The sequence below is a fragment of the Arthrobacter sp. TmtSoilC51 genome (genome assembly GCF_055388015.1).
Genome location: NZ_AP035877.1, coordinates 4,437,826 through 4,456,856 on the forward strand (window position 1 = coordinate 4,437,826; position 19,031 = coordinate 4,456,856).

The following is a 19,031-nucleotide window of genomic DNA, read 5'->3' on the forward strand; positions in this document are numbered from 1 at the left end:
CACAACATGAGACAATCGACCAGTGGCACGTGGCGACGGAAAACTTTCTCATGATCTTCTCCCCGGCGAAAAAGGCCCTCAGGACGCTTGTGGCGTCTTTGGGGTCTGGGCTCCCGGTGAAGAAGTAGCAAAACTCACCTATTACGGGCTGTATGCGCTGCAGCACCGCGGACAAGAATCGGCTGGTATTGCTACCAGTGACGGCAAGCGCATCAATGTCTACAAGGACATGGGCCTCGTGTCCCAGGTCTTCGATGAGACAACCCTGAATACCCTTACCGGGCACCTGGCCGTTGGCCACTGCCGGTACTCCACCACCGGTGCCAGCCACTGGGCCAATGCTCAGCCCACCTTGGGCGCGACCGCAACAGGCACGGTTGCCTTGGCCCACAATGGCAACCTGACCAACACTGCTGAGCTCCGGGAGATGATCCTTGAGCGCAACGATGGCCAGCTGACCGGTGAAATGAAGCAGGGCAACACCTCTGACACAGCCCTCGTGACCGCCCTCCTGGAGGGTGAAGAGGGCAAGACGCTGGAGCAGACCGCATTGGAGCTGCTGCCCAAGATCAAGGGTGGCTTCTGCTTCGTCTTCATGGATGAAGGGACCCTCTACGCTGCCCGCGACACCTACGGCATCCGCCCGCTGTGTCTGGGCAGGCTGGACCGCGGTTGGGTTGTCGCTTCCGAGCAGGCCGGCCTTGCCACCGTTGGTGCAAGCTTCATCCGCGAAATCGAGCCCGGCGAGTTCATTGCCATCGATGAGGACGGGGTCCGCTCACAGCGCTTCGCCGAGGCTACACCCGCCGGCTGTGTCTTCGAGTACGTCTACCTCGCCCGTCCGGACGCCGCCATTGCAGGCCGCTCCGTATACGAAGCCCGTGTTGAGATGGGCCGCCAATTGGCCCGCGAAAACACGCATGAGGCCGACATCGTGATTCCGGTTCCCGAATCCGGTACCCCGGCGGCAGTCGGTTACGCCGAGCAGTCCGGCATCCCTTTCGCGCACGGCTTCGTCAAGAACGCCTACGTTGGCCGCACGTTCATCCAGCCGTCGCAAACCCTGCGCCAGCTCGGCATCCGCCTCAAGCTCAACGCCCTTGAATCCGTGATCCGGGGCAAGCGCGTTGTTGTGGTGGATGACTCGATCGTCCGCGGCAACACGCAGCGCGCCATCGTGCGGATGCTCCGCGAAGCCGGTGCCGCCGCGGTGCACGTCAAGATCTCCTCTCCCCCGGTCCAGTGGCCCTGCTTCTACGGCATCGACTTCGCATCCCGTGCGGAACTGATCGCCAACGGCGCCACCATCGAAGAGATTTCCCAGGCCATTGGCGCTGACTCGCTGGCCTACATCTCCGAGGACGGCATGATCGGCGCCACCCAGCAGCCGCGCGAACGCCTCTGCACGGCTTGCTTCACCGGCAAGTACCCGATTGAACTCCCGGGCGCTGACAAGCTGGGCAAGAACCTGCTGGAGCGCACGGACCTTGGCGGTTTGCCCCCTGCTGCTGAGTCCCCCGATGACACCGAGGATCCAGCCGACAAGCCGGGCGCCACGGGCTGCGATCCCGGGCCCGACGCCGAATTCGAGAACCTGCTGACCGACGCTGATCGTTTGACCGACGCCGACAAGAAAGAGTCCGTATGACCTCCGCATCCCCAGCCGCTGAGAATAACGCCGGTATCACCTACGCCTCCGCGGGTGTCGACGTCGAAGCGGGAGACCGCGCAGTCGAGCTCATGAAGGACGCCGTGAAGGCAACCCACAACACCTCGGTGATTGGCGGCGTCGGCGGTTTCGCTGGCCTGTACGACGTCTCGAAGCTGCTCACCTACAAGAAGCCGTTGCTGGCTACTTCCACCGACGGCGTGGGGACCAAGGTTGCCATTGCGCAGGCCATGGACATCCACGACACCATCGGTTTCGACCTCGTCGGCATGGTTGTGGACGACATCGTGGTTGTTGGCGCTGAGCCCCTCTACATGACGGACTACATCGCTTGCGGCAAGGTTGTCCCGGAGCGTATTGCGGACATCGTCCGCGGTATCGCAGCTGCTTGCTCGGTTGCCGGTACCGCCCTGGTTGGCGGCGAAACCGCTGAGCACCCGGGCCTGCTGGGTGAGCACGAGTACGACGTCGCGGGTGCCGCTACCGGTGTTGTCGAAGCCGACGCCCTGCTCGGCCCGGACCGCGTCCGCGCCGGAGACGTCGTGATCGGCATGGCTTCCTCAGGCCTGCACTCCAACGGCTACTCCTTGGTCCGCCGCGTCATCAACCACGCCGGCTGGGCTCTGGACCGCCAGGTTTCCGAACTGGGCCGCACACTTGGCGAAGAGCTGCTGGAACCGACGCGCGTCTACGCAGCCGACTGCCTGGACCTTGCCCGTACGTTCCCGGTCTCAGCCGGCGCAGCCGTCCATGGCTTCAGCCACGTCACCGGTGGCGGCCTGGCAGCCAACCTCGCGCGTGTCCTTCCGCAGGGCCTGGTTGCCACGGTTGACCGCAACACGTGGGAACTTCCCGCTATCTTCAAGCTGGTTTCCGAGCTTGGCAACGTGCCCCTGGCCGATCTCGAGCGCACGCTGAACCTCGGCGTCGGCATGGTGGCAATCGTGTCCCCGGAGGCCGCTGACGCCGCCGTGGCACGCCTCAACGAGCGCGGATTGCCGTCCTGGATCATGGGCACCGTTACTGCGGATTCTGACTCGATCGACAAGACCGGCCCGGACTACGTCCAGGGTGCCAAGGGCGTCGACGGCGGTGCCGTACGTTTGGTGAACGCCTACGCCTAGGCGGTTGTTGCCTGAGTAGAACGCGGGCGGGCAGTTGACCTCAACTGCCCGCCCGCTTTTGCGTTTTTGCTGCTTGTATGGCCCCGACCCTTTTTGATCCTCCGAGCCTGCCGACACGCCGCAATCCCCGGCGAGTCCTGGCATGTTCCGGCTCAAAGAGGGTCAGGACGCCACGCCCGTACGGTCAGATCTGGATCAAACTGAGAACCCCGCCCTGCGGATCCTGGATGGTCGCCAAAGATCCTGCTTCGGGCTTTTCTTCCGGTTCCACAAGTACGGCTCCGCCGGCGGCAACCGCAGCTTCAGCCGCTTTTCGAACGTCGGCCACACCGAAGTAGACCTGCCAAGCCGCCTCTTCGCCTTCTTCGGCAGGGACAATCCCGGCCACCTCGTCGCCGTTGACCATCAGCGTGCTGTAGCTGCCGCCGTCGTCCTGGGGATATTCAGTGACTTCATGCCCGAAGAGCTGCTGGAAAAACGCGATGGCCGCCTGCGGTTCAGGAGTCAGCAGCTCAGCCCATGCCAAGGCGCCAGCCTGATTGAACAGATGGCTTCCAATGTGGGTACCCGCTTGCCAGATCCCCGTGGTCCCGCCGCCCGGCGCCTCGATGAAAGCCAGGACGCCGGTATCGGCAACCTGCTCGGGGCCAAACGTGAGCTTCCCGCCGGCTTGGACGGCGTCGTCTGCTATCTCCTCAGCATCCGTGGCCGCGAGGTAAATGTTCCATTGGCCGTGCTTGCCCGCCGCCTCCTGCATGGGGTTCTGCGGAGCGATGACCGCAACCAGGTCCTTGCCAACAAACGCCTGCGTGTAGCTGCGGCCGTCAGGTGTGGGCAGGTCCGTGAACGTCCAGTCGAACAGCTTTCCGTAGAAGTCCTTGGCTGCCGAAACGTCCTGCGTCTGCAGGTCAGCCCAGCAGGGTTCACCACTTGAATAATGAGTCCGGGAAGTCATGCGGCGAGTCCTGTCATGATGCTGAATGCGGCGCCTGCGGGGTCCATGAGTACGGCCATTCGCCCGACGCCGGGAACATCGAAAGCCGGTGCGATCACATGGCTTCCCAACTGGACGGCATGCTCAACCCCCGCATCCACGTCTTCGACGCTGAAGTACGTCATCCAGAACGGCGAAAGTCCTTCAATGGGCAGCTTAAGGGCACCGGCAATCCTCTTCCCGTCCACCAGCAGGCTGGTGTACTCCTGAAGATCACCTGCGGGTGTGGTTTCACTGGTGCAGCCCGTCACGGCCTCATAGAACTTCATAGCTTTAGGGACGTCGTCGGTCTGCAATTCATTCCAAATCATGGTCCCTGGCTCATTGACCAAGCCGGATCCGGGATGGGTGCCGGCTTCCCAGAAGCCGATTTGTGCCCCTGTGGGGTCTATTGCGAAGAACATCCGCCCGCTGCCGTTCGGCACGTCGTCAGGGGCGAAGAGGATGGATCCGCCGGCGGCCACAGCCCGTTCTGCAGCCTCGTCGGCGGAGTCCACGGCAATGTAGTTGGCCCAATAGGAAGGCATTCCCTCCGGCGCATCCGGCAGTTGCTGCATCATGCCGGCTACTTTCCGTCCGTGAAGCATAGCCATGTAGTAGGTCATGCCATTACCGGCGTCCATGGGATCCAACTCCCAGCCAAAAAGCTCGCTGTAAAACTTCTTGGAGACTTCGATGGCGGTGGAGGACAGGTCCACCCAACATGGTGTCCCCTGCTTGTAACTCTCGACCACCGGCATGACGTTCCCTTTCCTAGCAACGCGGGGTCAAGTATGGCCCATGATGGGGCCTTAAGTGACCCCGCGTTGGAGTCTTGGGGACAACGCTATGGCGCTTCCACTGCCAGCGCTAGCCGTGCGCCTGATTACCCCGGCAGCCGAGCAGGTTCGACGGCGTCTTCCGTGGTCTGGCGCGAAAGGCGCCGGGACAGCGCCACCATAACCACCACGGCCAGCAGAACTGGGACGCAGACCGCAAGGACGATGTTCTGCGGTGATTGCCCTGACGACAGTAGGACACCGCCCAACGCGGGTCCGGCGATCGAGCCCAAACGGCCCAGCGCAGCCGCCCATGCGACCCCGGAGGTGCGCGACGTGGCCGGATAGACGGACACCGCCACCGCAGCCTGTCCCACCATGCTGCTGGCCAGCCCCATGCCCACGCCCGCGAACAGCAGTAAGAGTTGCCATTGTTCGGGGTGCCCCAAGGCAATCGTGAGCAAGAAGCAAATGGCTACACAAGCAGCGACGACCAGCATCCAACTGGTCTTGAATCGCACCGAAAAGATCATCAGTAAGAGGGCCCCCAGGATTCCGCCAATACCAAGTGCTGCTGCCCCGAGGGGAGCCATGGTCAGATCCAGGCCGAAGTTAGTGAGCAGGGTTGGAAGCCACGACGAGAACGCGTAGAACGTGGCAAAGATCAAGAACGCAAAGAGCCAGAGAAGCACAGTGGGCAACGCCAAACCACGCCGGAAGAGGCTTTGGACAGTCTCTTGGCCCGCCTTCCGCGACGGCCTGGGCGCATCCGCCTCGCTGATTCCGAACCACATGACAGGCAGCAGGATGATAGGAAGAACCGCCCCGAGCCAGAAGATGGACTGCCAGCCCAGGTCGCTGATCAACTTTCCTCCGCTCAAACCAGCCGCCAAAGATCCCGCAGACAGGCCCATGGTCACGAAAACGGCAATCCGTTCGCGCTGACCGCCGTCCCTGCCTGCCGTTGCGAGGGAAATAGCCGACGGCAGGACCGCCCCCAATCCGATTCCGGTCAAGAAGCGGGCAATCGTCATAAAGGGGATCCCTGAAGACATTGCAGTCAGGGCGGAGCCCAGGGCAAAGGCCACCACACCCGCCAGCAGCATCCGACGGAGCCCAAACCGAACGGATAGGCGCCCAGAGACCATATAGCCCGCCACCACTCCTGCGTTTGTGGCAATCAGTGGGGCAGCGAAGGCTGCGGGCGACAGGGACCAGTTCTTGGCCAAGCTAGGCACCGCCAGGCCCAAGGACGCTGTGTCGAAACCGTCGAGCAGCACGGCCAGGAAAGCGAGGATAATGACTAGCCAGCGTGACAGACCTATGGCTGTGGCCACTGGCGGAACGGGCTTTCCAGCGGGGGTACTGGATTCAAGCATGATGATTCCTTTCGAGGGCGCGGAAGATCGGCCGCCTTACGGATGTCTGGCAGCGGGGGGACGAGTTGGTTGTGGACTAGTAAGCCAGTGAACCGTGGGTGATAACGCCGGCCGCCATGGTCAGCTCCACCTCAATGTCTGGGATTTCCTCGGGTTTCACAGCGCGCGGGTCTTCCGAGAGCACAACGAGGTCCGCGAGCATTCCCGCACGGATCGTTCCCGTTCGATGCTCATCGGCTGCGCACCAAGCACTGCCATTGGTGTACATGGCCAAGGCCTCTGCTGCGCTGACGGCCCATTCGAGGCCCAGCACCCCTGCTGAGCGGCTACGCCGGGTGACGGAACTCGACATGCCGCGAAGAGGCTGGAAAGGTGCCACCGGGCTATCCGAACCTCCACCCACGGGCACCTCCACGCGGGAAAGATACTGCGACAAGGGCGCGATATTTGCCGCTCTTTCCCGACCCAAATACTCGACGAATCCACCCCCCAAGGCAAAGTGGAGCGGTTCCTGCGCTGCCACCCCTACACCCATGGCATTCAACCTGTCCCAGTGTTCTTCGTTGGGGTACAGCATGTGAATGAGGGTCCATCGAGCATCGGAGATGGGGTTCCACGCATGAGCTGCCTCAAAGGCGTCAAGGGCAATATCAATGCCAGCATCGCCAACGCAGTGCGCGCCTACGGGAAGGTTCGCACGGTTCGCTGCCACACAAATGGCTTCCAGCTCAGCCGCCGATTGGAACGATTTGCCACACGGGAAGTCGGGATCGTCCTGCCGTTCATAAGGTTCCCGGTAGAAGCCGGTCTCCACACCGCCATCTACGCAAACTTTCACGCCCAGGGTACGAAGCCAGACGTCGTCGAGCTGTGCTGCTACCGCACCGGAATCGAGAAGTTCCACTGCCTCCTCCGCTGTACCGGCTGGCGTCGGCAACTTCCACATCATGGATACCCGGACCTTCTGTGGTCCGCCCCCGTAGATAACTCTGTAGGCAGCCATTTCATCCAAGGTCAGTCCGGGGTCGATGACTGAAGTGATGCCCGCCGCGGCATACCGTTTCTGGACCTCCTCCAGCGCCGCACGGTAGTGGTCAATGCTGGGTTTGGGTAGCTGGCTCAGCAAGCCTGCAACGTATCCACTCCCTACGATCTGGCCGGTAAGTTTTCCGTTGTTACGAAGGTAGCTCGCGCCCTCAGGAGCATGACTGTCGTCCCCTATGCCGAACAGCGACATGGCAAGGGAATTCAGCACAATGTTGTGTCCTCCCCTGCGGAGGACCACGGGATTGTCGGGGGCCACGGCATCAAGCTCGGTCCGCGTTGGCATCCTGCCCTCAGCCAAGCCGCTTTCGTGCCAGTCACTTGCGGTTACTACCCACGCTCCGTTTTCAGCGGCTTCTGCTTGCCCTTGAACAACGTCCATGAGCTCCGCGACAGTACTGGCGCGGGCCAGGGAAGGCAGCAGCATTCCCATACCTGTGGACAACATGTGGTTGTGGGAGTCGTGGAAACCCGGACAGACGAACCGGCCGCGTAGGTCCACTTTCTTCGTTTCAGGTCCGGCGAGGCCCAGTGCCTCTGCGTCATTGCCTGCATACAGTATCCATTGGCCAGCTATCGCAATAGCCGACACCAGCCCGTTGGGGCTCGATGGGTCTGCCAGTACGTTTCCATTATGAAAGATGACATCGGGCAGCCTGCCCTCCATTTGTGGCGTCCGTTCCACTTATGCCTCCTACCGGCCGCAGCCTGGTTGTTTCGAATTCTTTATGACCGTCACAAAGAGTCGATACCTTGGTTGAGACTGTAGACCCGGGACGGGACTTGCGCAATGGTTTTGACGATTTTGGTATACCAGATTTCCAGACGCAAAAAAGGCCCGCAGGGTACGCCAATGAATGGCGTGCCCTACGGGCCTTTTTCAGAGATATTCGACATCCGAAGATGCGCGACGACCTTAATGTACGACGGCGGTACGCAACTCAGTGCCGGAAGCACCGATAGTTTGCGACAGCTATCCGATACGGCGGGTGTCTACCTCGTCGTCATCGTCTTCCGCGTACTTGTCCTCATAAGCCGAGTAGTCCGGCTCCGGAGGATCTTCGGGGAAGTGGCTCTTTACACGACTGGATGGGCCCGTGAGCTCACGCTCAAGTGCCGAATAGTCAGTGTTCGGGGAGTAGTACTTGATGTCCCGAGCCTGCTTGGTAGCTTTTGCCTTTTGACGGCCGCGCCCCATGGCGTGACCCCCTTTTGTACTTGGACCGGAGGTGGTCACCTTGGCTATCGGTGAGGCCCCGGAATGTTTGGTCAATTTGTCGTATGTCTAGATTACATGCTTTCGGGGGTGCCTGCGTGCCAACACAGACCTACGTCAGGGACACCCACAGCCGAAAGCGGTCCCAAGCACCTCCAATACACCTAAAAATTGGGTAGAGTCTGCCTCAATGCGGCTCCAGAGCAGGAAGGCAGACACCGGGATATGAGCGAGGACAACACCCCACCACGCGAAGGTTCACCCCGCGATCAAGGCGAGGCCGGGGTGCCACCCGCGCCCAAAGTACCGCCCGCGCCGCCGCAGGCCCCGGGAGAGCCGCCGCAGGCCGCAGGAGAGCAGCCGAAGCAACCTGCCGGAACACTGCCCGAGCCTTCTGGCCTTCAGCCGGACCCTGCGCCGGACCTTGACCCGGACTTCGTACCCAACGCCAGCGACCAGCCTGATCCCGCCCAGCCTGCCTACTCCGGCCAGCCAGGGGATCCACCCCAGGAGCCTCATCCGGCTCCGCACGGGGACCCGGTGAGACGCCAGCGGCTTGTCATCGGCGGAATCGTGGTGGGTGTCCTCGTGCTAATCGGCGTCGTCATCTGGGTGTTGTTGAACCTGCTGGGTACCCGGCCCCAAGCTGTGGTCACTACGCCGAGTCCCACAGCAAGCCTTGGCCCACTCCCCCGGGACACCGAAGCCAAGGATTTCCAGGTAGGTGATTGCTTTGCCGACTTCGATCCCAATGCCCCCAAGGCCAGGGCCGTAGCGTGTGACACGGAGCATTCAGCCCAACTCGGGGCCGTCCACGTGTACCCGGCGGAGGATTCTTTCCCCGGCACCAACGCCTTGAAGGACAAAGGCCGTGAGGTCTGCGGCCAGGTAAAGCTGAATAACGCGGCGGCCGATAAGTACGTGCTGCTTCAGCAGAACGTCTACCCGAGCACCACCAGTTGGGACCGGGGCGACCGCCGCGTTGATTGCTTCATCGTTGTGGATTCGGGCAACACCATCAAGGAAGACCTCCTCAATAAGTAGCCCCCAAACCTACTTCTTTCGAACCAGGAGCCCAGTTCCGGCCGACGGTCTGCCGTCGGGACCTGTCGGCACCTCGAATCCCTGAATGGTGAGTTCGTCGAGGTCGGCTGCAGTATCAACCAGGACGGTATCGCCGTCGCTGATCTCGCCGGCAAGGATCTCTTTGGCCAGGCGGTCCCCGATTTCGCGCTGGACGAGGCGTCGCAGAGGACGCGCGCCGTACGCGGAGTCGTAACCGGACATCGCGAGCCAGGCGCGGGCTCCATCAGTTACCTCAAGGGTCAACCGGCGATCGCGCAGACGCTTGGTGAGTTCGGCAACGTGGAGCTCCACGATCCTGGCAAGCTCCTCGACGGACAGGGGATCGAACAGCACGATCTCGTCCAAACGGTTCAGGAACTCCGGCTTGAACGAGGCCTGGACCACCGCCATGACGGCATCACGCTTTGCCTTGGCATCCAGCGACGGGTCAACCAGGAACTGGCTTCCGGAGTTGGACGTCAATACCAGGATCGTATTGCGGAAGTCGACTGTCCGTCCTTGGCCGTCTGTGAGGCGGCCATCGTCGAGAACCTGCAGGAGGATGTCGAAGACCTCTGGATGAGCCTTTTCCACTTCGTCGAGCAGCACAACGGAGTACGGGCGACGACGAACGGCTTCCGTCAGCTGGCCGCCTTCTTCGTAGCCGACGTATCCCGGAGGGGCACCGACCAGACGCGCAACAGAGTGCTTCTCTCCGTACTCGGACATATCGATCCGAATCATGGCGCGTTCGTCGTCAAAGAGGAAGTCGGCCAAAGCCTTTGCCAGCTCGGTCTTGCCGACGCCGGTGGGGCCAAGGAACAGGAACGAGCCCGTGGGGCGGTTGGGGTCGCTGATGCCCGCCCGTGCACGGCGGACGGCGTCCGAAACTGCCTGTACGGCCTTGGTTTGGCCGATCAGGCGCTTACCGAGTTCCTCTTCCATGTGCAGCAGCTTTTGGGATTCACCCTGCAGCATGCGCCCAGCCGGGATGCCGGTCCACGCCGAGATGACCTCCGCGATGTCGTCTGCTGTCACATCCTCTGCGACCATGAGCTCGGGCTTTGCGTCGCCCCGGGCCGACTCCTCCTCGGCAGCCGCGTTGAGCTCACGTTCGAGGGCAGGCAGCTCGCCATAAAGTATCCGCGATGCCGACTCGAGGTCGCCTTCGCGCTGGTACTTTTCGGCGGCAGATCGCAGCTCGTCGATCTTCGCCTTAAGGTCACCCACCCGGTTGAGTCCGGCCTTCTCGGCTTCCCAACGGGCGTTGAGGGCCCGGAGTGCTTCCTTCTTGTCAGCCATGTCGGCGCGGAGGGCAGCCAGCCGCTCAACGGACGCAGGATCAGTCTCGCCTTGAAGCGCCAGTTCTTCCATGGTCAGTCGATCGACGGAACGGCGGAGCTGATCGATCTCCTCCGGCGCTGAGTCAATCTCCATCCGAAGCCGTGACGCGGCCTCATCTACGAGGTCGATCGCTTTGTCCGGGAGCTGACGGCCCGAGATGTAGCGGTTGGACAGCGTTGCTGCTGCCACCAAGGCGGAGTCGGCGATAGCCACCTTGTGGTGGGCTTCGTACCGCTCCTTGAGGCCGCGCAGAATGCCGATGGTGTCCTCGACGCTGGGCTCGCCCACGTAGACCTGCTGGAAGCGACGTTCCAAGGCAGGGTCCTTCTCGATGTTTTCGCGGTACTCATCCAAGGTGGTGGCACCAATGAGGCGCAGCTCGCCGCGGGCCAGCATCGGCTTGAGCATATTGCCCGCATCCATGGCACTGTCACCCGTGGCGCCAGCGCCAACAACGGTGTGGATTTCATCGATGAACGTGACGATCTGCCCGTTGGAGTTCTTGATCTCCTCCAGAACCGCCTTGAGCCGCTCCTCGAATTCGCCGCGGTATTTGGCACCGGCCACCATGGAGGCCATATCCAAGGCAATGAGGGTCTTGCCGCGGAGGCTCTCCGGGACGTCGCCGGCAACCATGCGTTGGGCGAGGCCCTCGACGACGGCCGTTTTTCCAACGCCAGGCTCACCAATCAGCACAGGGTTGTTCTTGGTTCGCCGGCTCAGGACCTGAACCACGCGACGGATCTCGCTGTCACGCCCGATCACCGGGTCCAGCTTCCCTGAGCGGGCAATGGCGGTGAGGTCCGTGCCGAACTTCTCCAGGGCCTGGAACGTATTTTCGGGATCCGGCGAGTTGACCTTTCGATCGCCCCGGACGCCCGGCAGGGCAGCAAGCAGCGCTTCGTGGGAGGCGCCGGCGTCGCGCAATAACTTTCCGACAGCGTCGCTGCCAGCCGAAAGTCCCAACAGCAGGTGCTCGGTGGAGACAAAGGAGTCGCCGAGTTTGTCGGCCTCGTTCTGGGCGGCCTGGATTGCCTGCATGGACTGCCGGGAGAGCTGGGCCTGCTGGACTGAGCTGCCCGATGAGGATGGCAGCGACTTAATAGCCGAACTGGCTTGGACACTCACGGCGTCCGGATCAGCCCCTGTGGCGCGCAGGAGAGCAACAGCAACGCCCTCGCGCTGGTCCATGAGGGCCTTCAGAAGGTGCGGCGGTTCCAATTGCGGGTTGCCGGCAGTAGAGGCATTCATGGCGGCCGCAGAAAGGGCCTCCTGGCTCTTGGTAGTGAATTTGACGTCCAAAGAGAGCTCCCTTTCTGGAGTAAGACCAATACTTTCAAAGTTGAGTCTACTACGCTCAACTTTCCGTTGTGGCCCATGTGTTCCATGTTTGCCGACGGCGAAACAACTGTCCAGACATAAACGGGGATATGTGAATAACAGGGCATCCACCTTGAGGAAACCCTACGCAGGATAGATCGAGACCAGGGCCGACTTCACAACGAACCGCACGTCCATCCCCGGAGCCAGGCCGAGATCGGCCGATGCCGCAGGAGTGATGTCGGCGGATAACGTGCTGCGCTCCCCCAAGCCCGGCCCGGTCGCCCTCACCCGGATCTGGTCGCCATGCGGCTCCAAATCACTGATGGTGACGGGAAACGAGTTTCGTGGGCTTCCGTGCACGTCGCCGAGGAAAACGGAAACGGCCGACGGCGGAAAGGCCGCCACGCCTGCCTGTCCGGGAGCAGGTGACCACTCGGGATCGTGCTGGCCTGCGAAAAGCCGGCCATCCGGCGTCGTGATTCCCTGCCCCGTGATGCTTCCGCTGACGAGGTTGAGTCCTGCCAGTCCGGCCGCGAAGTGGCTCCGGGGGCGTTCCAGGACTTGTCGGGTATGGCCCTGCTCGGAAATGCGCCCGTTCTCCATGACGATGACCCGATCGGCGAGCATGTAGGCGTCGAGGACGTCGTGGGTGATGATGATGGCCTTGCGTCCGGCCAGGACCCGCTTGAGTACCCGGCGCAGCAGGGGTGCGGCATGGATATCGAGGGCTGACATCGGCTCGTCGAGGAGCAGCAACTCAGGATCGGCGGCGAGCGCCCGGGCAACGGCCACCCGCTGCGCCTGGCCACCGGATAACTCTGCTGGTTTGCGGGATTCGAGGTGAAGGGCGTCCACTTCGGTCAGCCAAAGCCGGGCTGTTTCACGGGCGGCGGGTTTGGATGCGCCCTTGCTGCGCGGCCCGAAGGCGACGTTGTCCAGTACGGTCAGGTGCGGAAACAGCAGTGCCTCCTGAGCGAGCAGCGCCGTGCCGCGCACGTGCGGGGCGCTCCACCGGTGCGTGCCGCCGTCGAGGTTAAAAAGCTGCCGGTCCCCGATGCGGGCCCACCCCGAATCCGGCCTCAACAAGCCCGCGATCATCGCAAGCAGCGTGGATTTGCCCGCGCCGTTGGGACCCAGAATGGCTACCGTTTCACCGTCGGAGAGCCTGAGCGACATTTCGAAGTTGCGGGATGGAAGACTCGCGGTCAGTTCCAACGTCATAGCTGGACGTCCACACTGGCGCCTGCTTTAGTGCTGCTGGGGCGTCGACCATAACTGAGGCCCACTACTGCCGCGGCCACGGCCACCAATACCAGCGACAAGGCGACGGCGGCGTCGGCGTCAGTTTCGCGCTGAAGGTAAATCTCCAGCGGCAGGGTGCGCGTCACTCCTTGCAGGCTGCCGGCGAAGGTCAAGGTAGCGCCAAACTCGCCGAGACTGCGCGCAAAGGACAAAACAGCGCCAGACGCCAGCCCAGGCAGGACCAAAGGAACTGTGACACGGCGCAGGACGGTGGTTGGCCGCGCGCCGAGGGTCGCCGCCACGGCCTCGTACTTGCTTCCTGCAGTCCTTAGGGCGCCTTCGAGGCTCACAACGAGGAAAGGCAAGGCAACGAATGTTTGTGCAAGCACCACGGCAGTGGTGGAGAACGCGATCTGAATTCCGGCCGCTTCGAGCGACTTCCCCAGCAGGCCTTGCCGCCCGAAGGTATACAGCAAGGCGATGCCTCCGACTACCGGCGGCAGCACGAGCGGCAACAGCACAAAGGAGCGCAACAGCCTCTGCCCAGGGAACTCCCCGCGGGCCAGTACAAGGGCCAACGGCACACCAAGCACTACGCACAGCAAGGTGCTCGCTGCCGACGTCCTCAGGCTCAGGCCCAACGCATCGAGCGACGATTCCGACGTGATGAGCGGAAAGAACTGGGCCCAATTAACCCGCACCAGCATCGCGAGCAGGGGGAGTATCACCAACAGTCCGCCCACAACGGCGATCGCATGGATCCATCGCGGGATGCCCTGATAGCCGGAGGTATGTTTTCGCATGGCCGGTCCTACGAAGGACCGAAGCCGGCGTCGCCGAGGACCTTCTGACCTTGACTGCCGGCGACCATGGCAATAAAGGCGTGGGCGAGTTCCTTGTTCTTGCTGGTGCCAACCGTGGCGATCGGATACGTATTGACGGCGTTGCCGGACTCCGGGAAGGGAATGCCCTTGACCTTGCCTCCGGCCCCCTTGACGTCCGTGACATATACCAGTCCGGCGTCCGCTTCCTGCGAGGTGACCTTACCCAGCACATCGCTGACGGATGATTCCTCGCTGACGGGGCTCAGGGTGGTTCCTGCGGCCTTCTCTATCGTGTCCGTGGCAGCACCGCAAGGAACCTGGCTGGCGCAGACCACCACTTTGATGCCGGGCTTTGACAGGTCGCCGAAAGAAGAGATCGACGCCGGGTTGCCGGGCGGGACTGCGATCTCCAGAACGTTCGTGGCGAAGTTTTGTGGGGCGCCGTCAATGAGCTTCGCGTCCGCCAGTTTGGCCATGTTCCTGGCGTCAGCGGAAGCAAACACATCCGCTGGCGCACCTTGGGTAATTTGCGTTGCCAAGTCCGAGGACCCGGCGAAGCTGAGGTTTATAGTGGTCCCCGGGTTTTTGGCTTGGAAGTCCTCGGCCAGCTGGGTGAAGGTTGCTTTGAGGGACGCTGCGGCGAAAACCGTGATGGTTCCGCTCAGCTGGTTGCTCCCGCTTGCCGTCCCGTTTGGGCCTGCGGCGTTGGAAGCACAGCCGGCCAGGCTTGCCGTCAAAGCGACCGCAACAAAGAGCGCGGTGACGTTCTTGCGTGTGTTCCTCATGCGATGCCCTTTCCCTGCGGCGTCTCGATGATGACAGTCGTCGCCTTGACCACGGCTGTTGCCACTGATCCCAGCTCCAGGCCCAGCTCGCGCACAGCTTCGCTGCTCATGAGCGACACCACACGGAACGGCCCACATTGAAGCTCGACCTGCGCCATGACCTTGTCCGCGGTAATGCCCGTGACCAGTCCGACGAACCGGTTCCGGGCTGAACTGCCGGCACGGGCGGGATCGTCCGGCAGGTGGGATTGATCGCGGGCAACCTTGGCGAGTTCCAGCCCGTCCACGGCGAGCCGGCCCGCAGCGTCCTTCCGGGCAGTGAGGGTTCCATTCTCGGTCCAGCGCCTCACCGTGTCGTCGCTGACGCCAAGGAAGCGGGCTGCTTCGGAAATCCGTATTTGCGGCATGGATTGATTCTAGATCCGCAGATGCGGATCATGCAGCTTGATTCGTTCGCAAACGGAAAATGACAATTTTCAATGTGGCAGGCCGCGGCGCCGGGTAGCGTGGCTGGTGCGCCTCTTTCCGCCCGAGGCAACCGCAAGCGCCGGCGCCCCGACCACGAAGAGGTGCGGGCCGCCGTCGTCCGCGCCGCGAAGCAGCCGAAAGAGATCCGTAAGCAATACCCATGGCTCCTTGGGAGGCGCAGCCGTACCCTGATCTAGGGAGAGAGTCTCGACGCGGAGGAGCGTCCCATGGAATGGATTCGTCCGGACAACCCGGACTATGAGCAAGCCCGAAAAGTGTTCAACGCGATGATCGACCGTCGCCCAGCCGTGATCGCTAAATGTTCAAATCCCGACGAAGTGGCTGAGGCTCTTAAGTACGCCCAGATCCACAACCTGGACGTTGGGGTACGTTCGGGTGGGCACTCGGTGGCGGGCATGTCCACGAATGACGACGGACTGGTGGTTGACGTCCGTCCTATGAAATCCATCAGCGTGGACCGCGAAACGAAGACTGTCAAAGCCGGGGCAGGACTCACCTGGGGCGAATTCGACCGCGCCACCCAGCAACATGGTTTGGCTGTCACAGGCGGCCGCGCCTCCACCACGGGCGTCTCCGGTTTCACCTTGGGCGGTGGCTCGGGCTGGCTGGAACGGGCCTACGGCTTCGCTTGCGACAACCTGCTCTCCGTGGACCTGGTCACTGCGTCCGGCGAACAGGTGACGGCAAGCCCTGGCGAAAACCCTGAATTGTTCTGGGCCCTGCACGGGGGCGGTGGCAACTTCGGTGTGGCCACCTCGTTCACTTTTCAACTCCACGACCTTGGACCTACGGTCATGGCCGGACTCATGTTGTTCCCCGGCGAAGCGGCCACGGACTTGTCGCGGGCTTTCCGCGGGCTTGCGCTTGAGGCTCCGGACACAGTGGGGACAGCGCTGGTGTACCTGACTGCTCCGCCGGAGGAGTTCGTCCCGGAGGACATGGTTGGCAAACTCGCCGTCGGGATGGCCTACCTATATGCAGGCGACGTGGAAGCCGGCGAGGAGCATGCCAAACCGTTCAAGGAACTCGGCCCCACTGTGGACCTGGTTGCGCCCATGGAATACGCCGACTTCCAGTGCATGATCGATGACCCTCCGGACCACTACAACTACTGGAGCGCCGACTATCACAACGAACTCAACGACGACGCATTGGACCTCCTGGTTGATTCGGCGCATAGGCTTCCCGGGGCACATTCGCAGCAATTGATAGCCCGTTGGGGCGGAGCCGTGGGAGGGCCCGCCGCTGCGAACACACCATTGCAGCACCGGAGCGCGGCCTGGGTCAGCCATCCCTTCGGCTTATCCGAGACACCGGAAGGCGGTCAGGAGGCCAAGGCCTGGGTGAAGCAGTTCCGCAAGGACATCGCCCCGCACACCACAGGCGGAGTCTGGCTGAACTTCATTGGTGACGAAGGCCAAGACCGCATCATGGCCGCCTACGGAGAGCAGAACTACCGGCGGCTGTCCTTGGTCAAGCGCGAGTTCGACCCCGACAACGTATTCAGGGGCAACCAGAACATCTTGCCCGCCGAGCACTGAGATTCCTTTCGCTCCTTCCCAGTTGCTGTGCCCCTACAGGCAGTGAAGCCTGTGTTTCCGGGGCGGACGCTCGGCGGTAGCCGCTCCGATGGCCGGTAACTGGGAAGGATCGTTTGGCTTACACTTTGGCCATGGCCGTATATGTCGATCCGCCCCTCTGGCCCGCCCACGGCACCGTGTTTTCGCATCTCATATCGGACAAGTCCTTGGACGAGCTTCACGCTTTCGCCGCGGCCGCGGGAGTCCCTGAAAGGGCGTTCGACGGCGACCACTACGACGTCCCGGAACGCCGTTACGACGACCTCGTCGCTGCTGGCGCAATTCCCGTGGAAGCAAGGGTTCTGGTGCGGAAACTCATCGCGAGCGGCCTTCGCATTCCAGCCCGCGGACGCAGCAAGGCACTCACCGTTCCCCTGATGGAACGCTGGAACAGCACCTATCCGGGCCACGAGGAGCTCGGCTTGGAACTACTGGAACGGTGGGGCGAGGACAGCCGGAAGTATCATAGCCGCACCCACTTGTTCGCCGTCCTGGAAGCCCTGGACATTTTGACGGACCCCGCACTCCCTGCCCGCACGGTTGCCCTGGCGGCCTGGTTCCACGATGCCGTCTATGAAGGTGTGGCGGGGCGGGACGAGGAAGAATCCGCGCTCCTTGCCACGGACCGGCTGACCGCGGCACGGCTGGCCCCCGACGACGTCGCCGAGGTCGCCCGACTGGTCCGGCTCACCGCCGAACACAACCCCAAACCGGGCGATCATGCCGGCGCCCTTCTCTGCGACGCCGATCTCTCCGTGCTCGGAGGCGACGAACAGTCCTACGCGCGCTACCTGGCCGCCGTCCGGGAAGACTACGCCCACGTCAGCGACGACGACTTCGCCAAGGGGCGTGCCGCCGTCGTGCGTCATCTGCTCTCGCTGGACCCCCTCTTCCATAGTGAACGGGCCAAGGCGCTCTGGCTCGACGCTGCCCGCCGCAACCTCACTGCCGAACTCGCATGAGCGAAGCCGGAGCGCCGCAGCGGCAGTTGCCGTTCTCGGTCCGTTTTGAGTGGGGTCTCGACGGCGCCCGGGCCATAGTGCCTCGGGCCGACCTTGCAGTGGTGATTGATGTCCTGTCGTTCACCACGTGCGTGAGCGTCGCCGTGGACCGGGGAGCGGCCGTTTTTCCATACCCAATGAGCGATGCCGCGGCGAGTGAGTTTGCCGCTCATCATCGCGCTGCACTGGCCGGGCCTCGTGGCGGGGAGGGTTTGAGCTTGTCGCCATCGAGCTTGCTTCATGCACAGCACCTGGAACGCGTGGTTCTGCCATCGCCCAACGGCTCGGCGCTGAGTCATGAGCTGGCCAGCTCAGCCCGGCAAGTAGTGGCTGTCTGCTTACGCAATGCCGCGGCGACAGCCGATTGGGTCCATGCGGACCTGCCGGAGGACGCCGTAATAGCCGTGATCGCCGCAGGTGAAAGGTGGACCAATGGCTCGTTGCGGCCAGCTTTGGAGGACGAGCTCGGAGCAGGCGCTTTCATCGCCGGCCTGGCGGGATCCGGGCGCCGAAATTTTTCGCCTGAAGCCGAGTCCGCAGCGGCAGCCTTCGACGCCGCCGAACCCAAGCTGGCCGCAATGCTGCGCGGCTGCTCCAGTGGGCGGGAACTCATCGATGCTGGCTTCGCTGACGACGTGGCAATCGCCGCCGAGTTGGATGGCAGCTCTGCGGTTGCCCTACTGACGGATGGAGCTTTTCAGGGCGTCAGTTCCACCGATTAGGCCGCCATCAACCTAGCGATAGGTGCTGACGAACGGCTGGTTGGTCGGCACAATCTGCTTACCAAGAGGCATGAGCGAGACCGGGATCAGCTTCAGGTTGGCGATTGCAAGCGGAATGCCGATGATGGTGATGGCCATGGCAAAAGCAGTCACCACGTGGCCGATCGCAATCCAGATACCCGCCACCAGCAGCCAAATCACGTTGCCCAGAAGTGCGAAGACACCCGTTCCGCCGGGCTTCTCCACCACCATCCGGCCAAACGGCCACAAGCAATAAGCACCGATCCGGAACGAAGCGATGCCCCAGGGAATGGTCACAATGAGCACGCAGCAAATGATGCCTGCTGCGAAATAGCCCAATGCCAACCAGAAACCACCGAAGACCAGCCAAATGATGTTGAGCAGCGTTTTCATAGTCTCAATTCTCCCTTGCCGGACTGACATTAAGCCTAGGGGTCTGCCCTGAATCGGC

At 62.5% G+C, this 19,031-nt stretch carries 17 protein-coding genes; 6 read left to right on the plus strand and 11 right to left on the minus strand.

The window, feature by feature from the left end; all coding sequences use genetic code 11:
- The first annotated feature begins 22 nt into the window (after positions 1-22).
- Together purF and purM are read left to right on the plus strand one after the other, a co-directional pair.
- Positions 23-1,648 (plus strand): amidophosphoribosyltransferase, encoded by a 1,626-nt coding sequence (gene purF / locus ACZ5G6_RS20240; protein WP_498687651.1) that lies wholly within the window; start codon positions 23-25, stop codon positions 1,646-1,648.
- Positions 1,645-2,793 carry a phosphoribosylformylglycinamidine cyclo-ligase gene (purM, locus tag ACZ5G6_RS20245; RefSeq protein WP_223934591.1) on the plus strand — a complete coding sequence of 383 codons (1,149 nt, stop codon included), beginning with the start codon at positions 1,645-1,647 and terminating at the stop codon, positions 2,791-2,793. The genes purF and purM overlap by 4 nt, the downstream gene beginning before the upstream one ends.
- Positions 2,794-2,977: 184 nt before the next feature.
- On the opposite strand, the gene ACZ5G6_RS20250 is transcribed toward purM, so the two are convergent.
- The 5 genes from ACZ5G6_RS20250 to ACZ5G6_RS20270 form a co-directional block, all read right to left on the minus strand.
- Positions 2,978-3,748, minus strand: coding sequence for a VOC family protein (locus ACZ5G6_RS20250; RefSeq protein ID WP_498687654.1), 771 nt, complete (start codon positions 3,746-3,748; stop codon positions 2,978-2,980).
- The gene (locus tag ACZ5G6_RS20255) at positions 3,745-4,527 is read right to left on the minus strand and encodes a VOC family protein (protein WP_223934593.1); all 783 of its coding nucleotides are present in this window, start codon (positions 4,525-4,527) and stop codon (positions 3,745-3,747) included. The genes ACZ5G6_RS20250 and ACZ5G6_RS20255 overlap by 4 nt, the downstream gene beginning before the upstream one ends.
- A gap of 125 nt (positions 4,528-4,652) precedes the next feature.
- The gene (locus tag ACZ5G6_RS20260) at positions 4,653-5,924 is read right to left on the minus strand and encodes an MFS transporter (RefSeq protein ID WP_498687656.1); all 1,272 of its coding nucleotides are present in this window, start codon (positions 5,922-5,924) and stop codon (positions 4,653-4,655) included.
- A 76-nt stretch (positions 5,925-6,000) separates the two neighbouring features.
- Entirely contained in the window at positions 6,001-7,653 is a 1,653-nt protein-coding gene (locus ACZ5G6_RS20265) for an amidohydrolase (RefSeq protein ID WP_498687659.1), read from the minus strand.
- A 288-nt stretch (positions 7,654-7,941) separates the two neighbouring features.
- Positions 7,942-8,166: a DUF3073 domain-containing protein gene (locus tag ACZ5G6_RS20270; protein WP_024818182.1), complete on the minus strand. Its 225-nt coding sequence runs from the start codon at positions 8,164-8,166 to the stop codon at positions 7,942-7,944.
- A gap of 243 nt (positions 8,167-8,409) precedes the next feature.
- Here ACZ5G6_RS20270 and ACZ5G6_RS20275 point away from each other — a divergent pair, with 243 nt between their 5' ends.
- On the plus strand, positions 8,410-9,228 hold the full coding sequence (locus ACZ5G6_RS20275) for a septum formation family protein (protein ID WP_498687661.1): 819 nt from the start codon (positions 8,410-8,412) through the stop codon (positions 9,226-9,228).
- Positions 9,229-9,237: 9 nt separating this feature from the next.
- On the opposite strand, the gene clpB is transcribed toward ACZ5G6_RS20275, so the two are convergent.
- The 5 genes from clpB to ACZ5G6_RS20300 form a co-directional block, all read right to left on the minus strand.
- The gene (gene clpB / locus ACZ5G6_RS20280; protein ID WP_498687663.1) at positions 9,238-11,895 is read right to left on the minus strand and encodes an ATP-dependent chaperone ClpB; all 2,658 of its coding nucleotides are present in this window, start codon (positions 11,893-11,895) and stop codon (positions 9,238-9,240) included.
- 162 nt (positions 11,896-12,057) lie between these two features.
- Complete coding sequence (locus ACZ5G6_RS20285; RefSeq protein WP_498687665.1) at positions 12,058-13,137, minus strand: sulfate/molybdate ABC transporter ATP-binding protein; 1,080 nt, start codon at positions 13,135-13,137, stop codon at positions 12,058-12,060.
- Entirely contained in the window at positions 13,134-13,961 is an 828-nt protein-coding gene (locus tag ACZ5G6_RS20290; protein WP_498687666.1) for an ABC transporter permease, read from the minus strand. Before ACZ5G6_RS20290 ends, ACZ5G6_RS20285 begins: the two co-directional genes overlap by 4 nt.
- A gap of 8 nt (positions 13,962-13,969) precedes the next feature.
- Positions 13,970-14,767 carry a molybdate ABC transporter substrate-binding protein gene (modA, locus tag ACZ5G6_RS20295; protein WP_498687667.1) on the minus strand — a complete coding sequence of 266 codons (798 nt, stop codon included), beginning with the start codon at positions 14,765-14,767 and terminating at the stop codon, positions 13,970-13,972.
- Positions 14,764-15,174 carry a TOBE domain-containing protein gene (locus ACZ5G6_RS20300; protein ID WP_223934601.1) on the minus strand — a complete coding sequence of 137 codons (411 nt, stop codon included), beginning with the start codon at positions 15,172-15,174 and terminating at the stop codon, positions 14,764-14,766. The genes modA and ACZ5G6_RS20300 overlap by 4 nt, the downstream gene beginning before the upstream one ends.
- Positions 15,175-15,462: 288 nt before the next feature.
- Here ACZ5G6_RS20300 and ACZ5G6_RS20305 point away from each other — a divergent pair, with 288 nt between their 5' ends.
- From ACZ5G6_RS20305 to ACZ5G6_RS20315, 3 genes are all read left to right on the plus strand, one after another.
- A complete protein-coding gene (locus ACZ5G6_RS20305) occupies positions 15,463-16,797 on the plus strand; it encodes an FAD-binding oxidoreductase (RefSeq protein WP_498687670.1) in 1,335 nt (444 codons plus the stop codon).
- Positions 16,798-16,928: 131 nt separating this feature from the next.
- Positions 16,929-17,798 (plus strand): DUF4031 domain-containing protein, encoded by an 870-nt coding sequence (locus tag ACZ5G6_RS20310; RefSeq protein ID WP_498691969.1) that lies wholly within the window; start codon positions 16,929-16,931, stop codon positions 17,796-17,798.
- A complete protein-coding gene (locus ACZ5G6_RS20315; RefSeq protein ID WP_498687672.1) occupies positions 17,795-18,559 on the plus strand; it encodes a 2-phosphosulfolactate phosphatase in 765 nt (254 codons plus the stop codon). Before ACZ5G6_RS20310 ends, ACZ5G6_RS20315 begins: the two co-directional genes overlap by 4 nt.
- Before the next feature lie 12 nt (positions 18,560-18,571).
- Here the strand turns inward: ACZ5G6_RS20315 and ACZ5G6_RS20320 are convergent, their stop codons facing one another.
- On the minus strand, positions 18,572-18,973 hold the full coding sequence (locus ACZ5G6_RS20320; RefSeq protein WP_216926600.1) for a YccF domain-containing protein: 402 nt from the start codon (positions 18,971-18,973) through the stop codon (positions 18,572-18,574).
- Between the last annotated feature and the right edge of the window lie 58 nt (positions 18,974-19,031).

Bases quoted from the DNA above. Each gene is read 5' to 3' on its own strand.
- purM (WP_223934591.1), top strand. From the start codon at position 1,645: ATGACCTCCGCATCCCCAGCCGCTGAGAATAACGCCGGTATCACCTAC.
- ACZ5G6_RS20250 (WP_498687654.1), bottom strand. From the start codon at position 3,748: ATGACTTCCCGGACTCATTATTCAAGTGGTGAACCCTGCTGGGCTGAC.
- ACZ5G6_RS20255 (WP_223934593.1), bottom strand. From the start codon at position 4,527: ATGCCGGTGGTCGAGAGTTACAAGCAGGGGACACCATGTTGGGTGGAC.
- ACZ5G6_RS20260 (WP_498687656.1), bottom strand. From the start codon at position 5,924: ATGCTTGAATCCAGTACCCCCGCTGGAAAGCCCGTTCCGCCAGTGGCC.
- ACZ5G6_RS20270 (WP_024818182.1), bottom strand. From the start codon at position 8,166: ATGGGGCGCGGCCGTCAAAAGGCAAAAGCTACCAAGCAGGCTCGGGAC.
- ACZ5G6_RS20275 (WP_498687661.1), top strand. From the start codon at position 8,410: ATGAGCGAGGACAACACCCCACCACGCGAAGGTTCACCCCGCGATCAA.
- ACZ5G6_RS20285 (WP_498687665.1), bottom strand. From the start codon at position 13,137: ATGACGTTGGAACTGACCGCGAGTCTTCCATCCCGCAACTTCGAAATG.
- ACZ5G6_RS20290 (WP_498687666.1), bottom strand. From the start codon at position 13,961: ATGCGAAAACATACCTCCGGCTATCAGGGCATCCCGCGATGGATCCAT.
- modA (WP_498687667.1), bottom strand. From the start codon at position 14,767: ATGAGGAACACACGCAAGAACGTCACCGCGCTCTTTGTTGCGGTCGCT.
- ACZ5G6_RS20300 (WP_223934601.1), bottom strand. From the start codon at position 15,174: ATGCCGCAAATACGGATTTCCGAAGCAGCCCGCTTCCTTGGCGTCAGC.
- ACZ5G6_RS20305 (WP_498687670.1), top strand. From the start codon at position 15,463: ATGGAATGGATTCGTCCGGACAACCCGGACTATGAGCAAGCCCGAAAA.
- ACZ5G6_RS20310 (WP_498691969.1), top strand. From the start codon at position 16,929: ATGGCCGTATATGTCGATCCGCCCCTCTGGCCCGCCCACGGCACCGTG.
- ACZ5G6_RS20315 (WP_498687672.1), top strand. From the start codon at position 17,795: ATGAGCGAAGCCGGAGCGCCGCAGCGGCAGTTGCCGTTCTCGGTCCGT.
- ACZ5G6_RS20320 (WP_216926600.1), bottom strand. From the start codon at position 18,973: ATGAAAACGCTGCTCAACATCATTTGGCTGGTCTTCGGTGGTTTCTGG.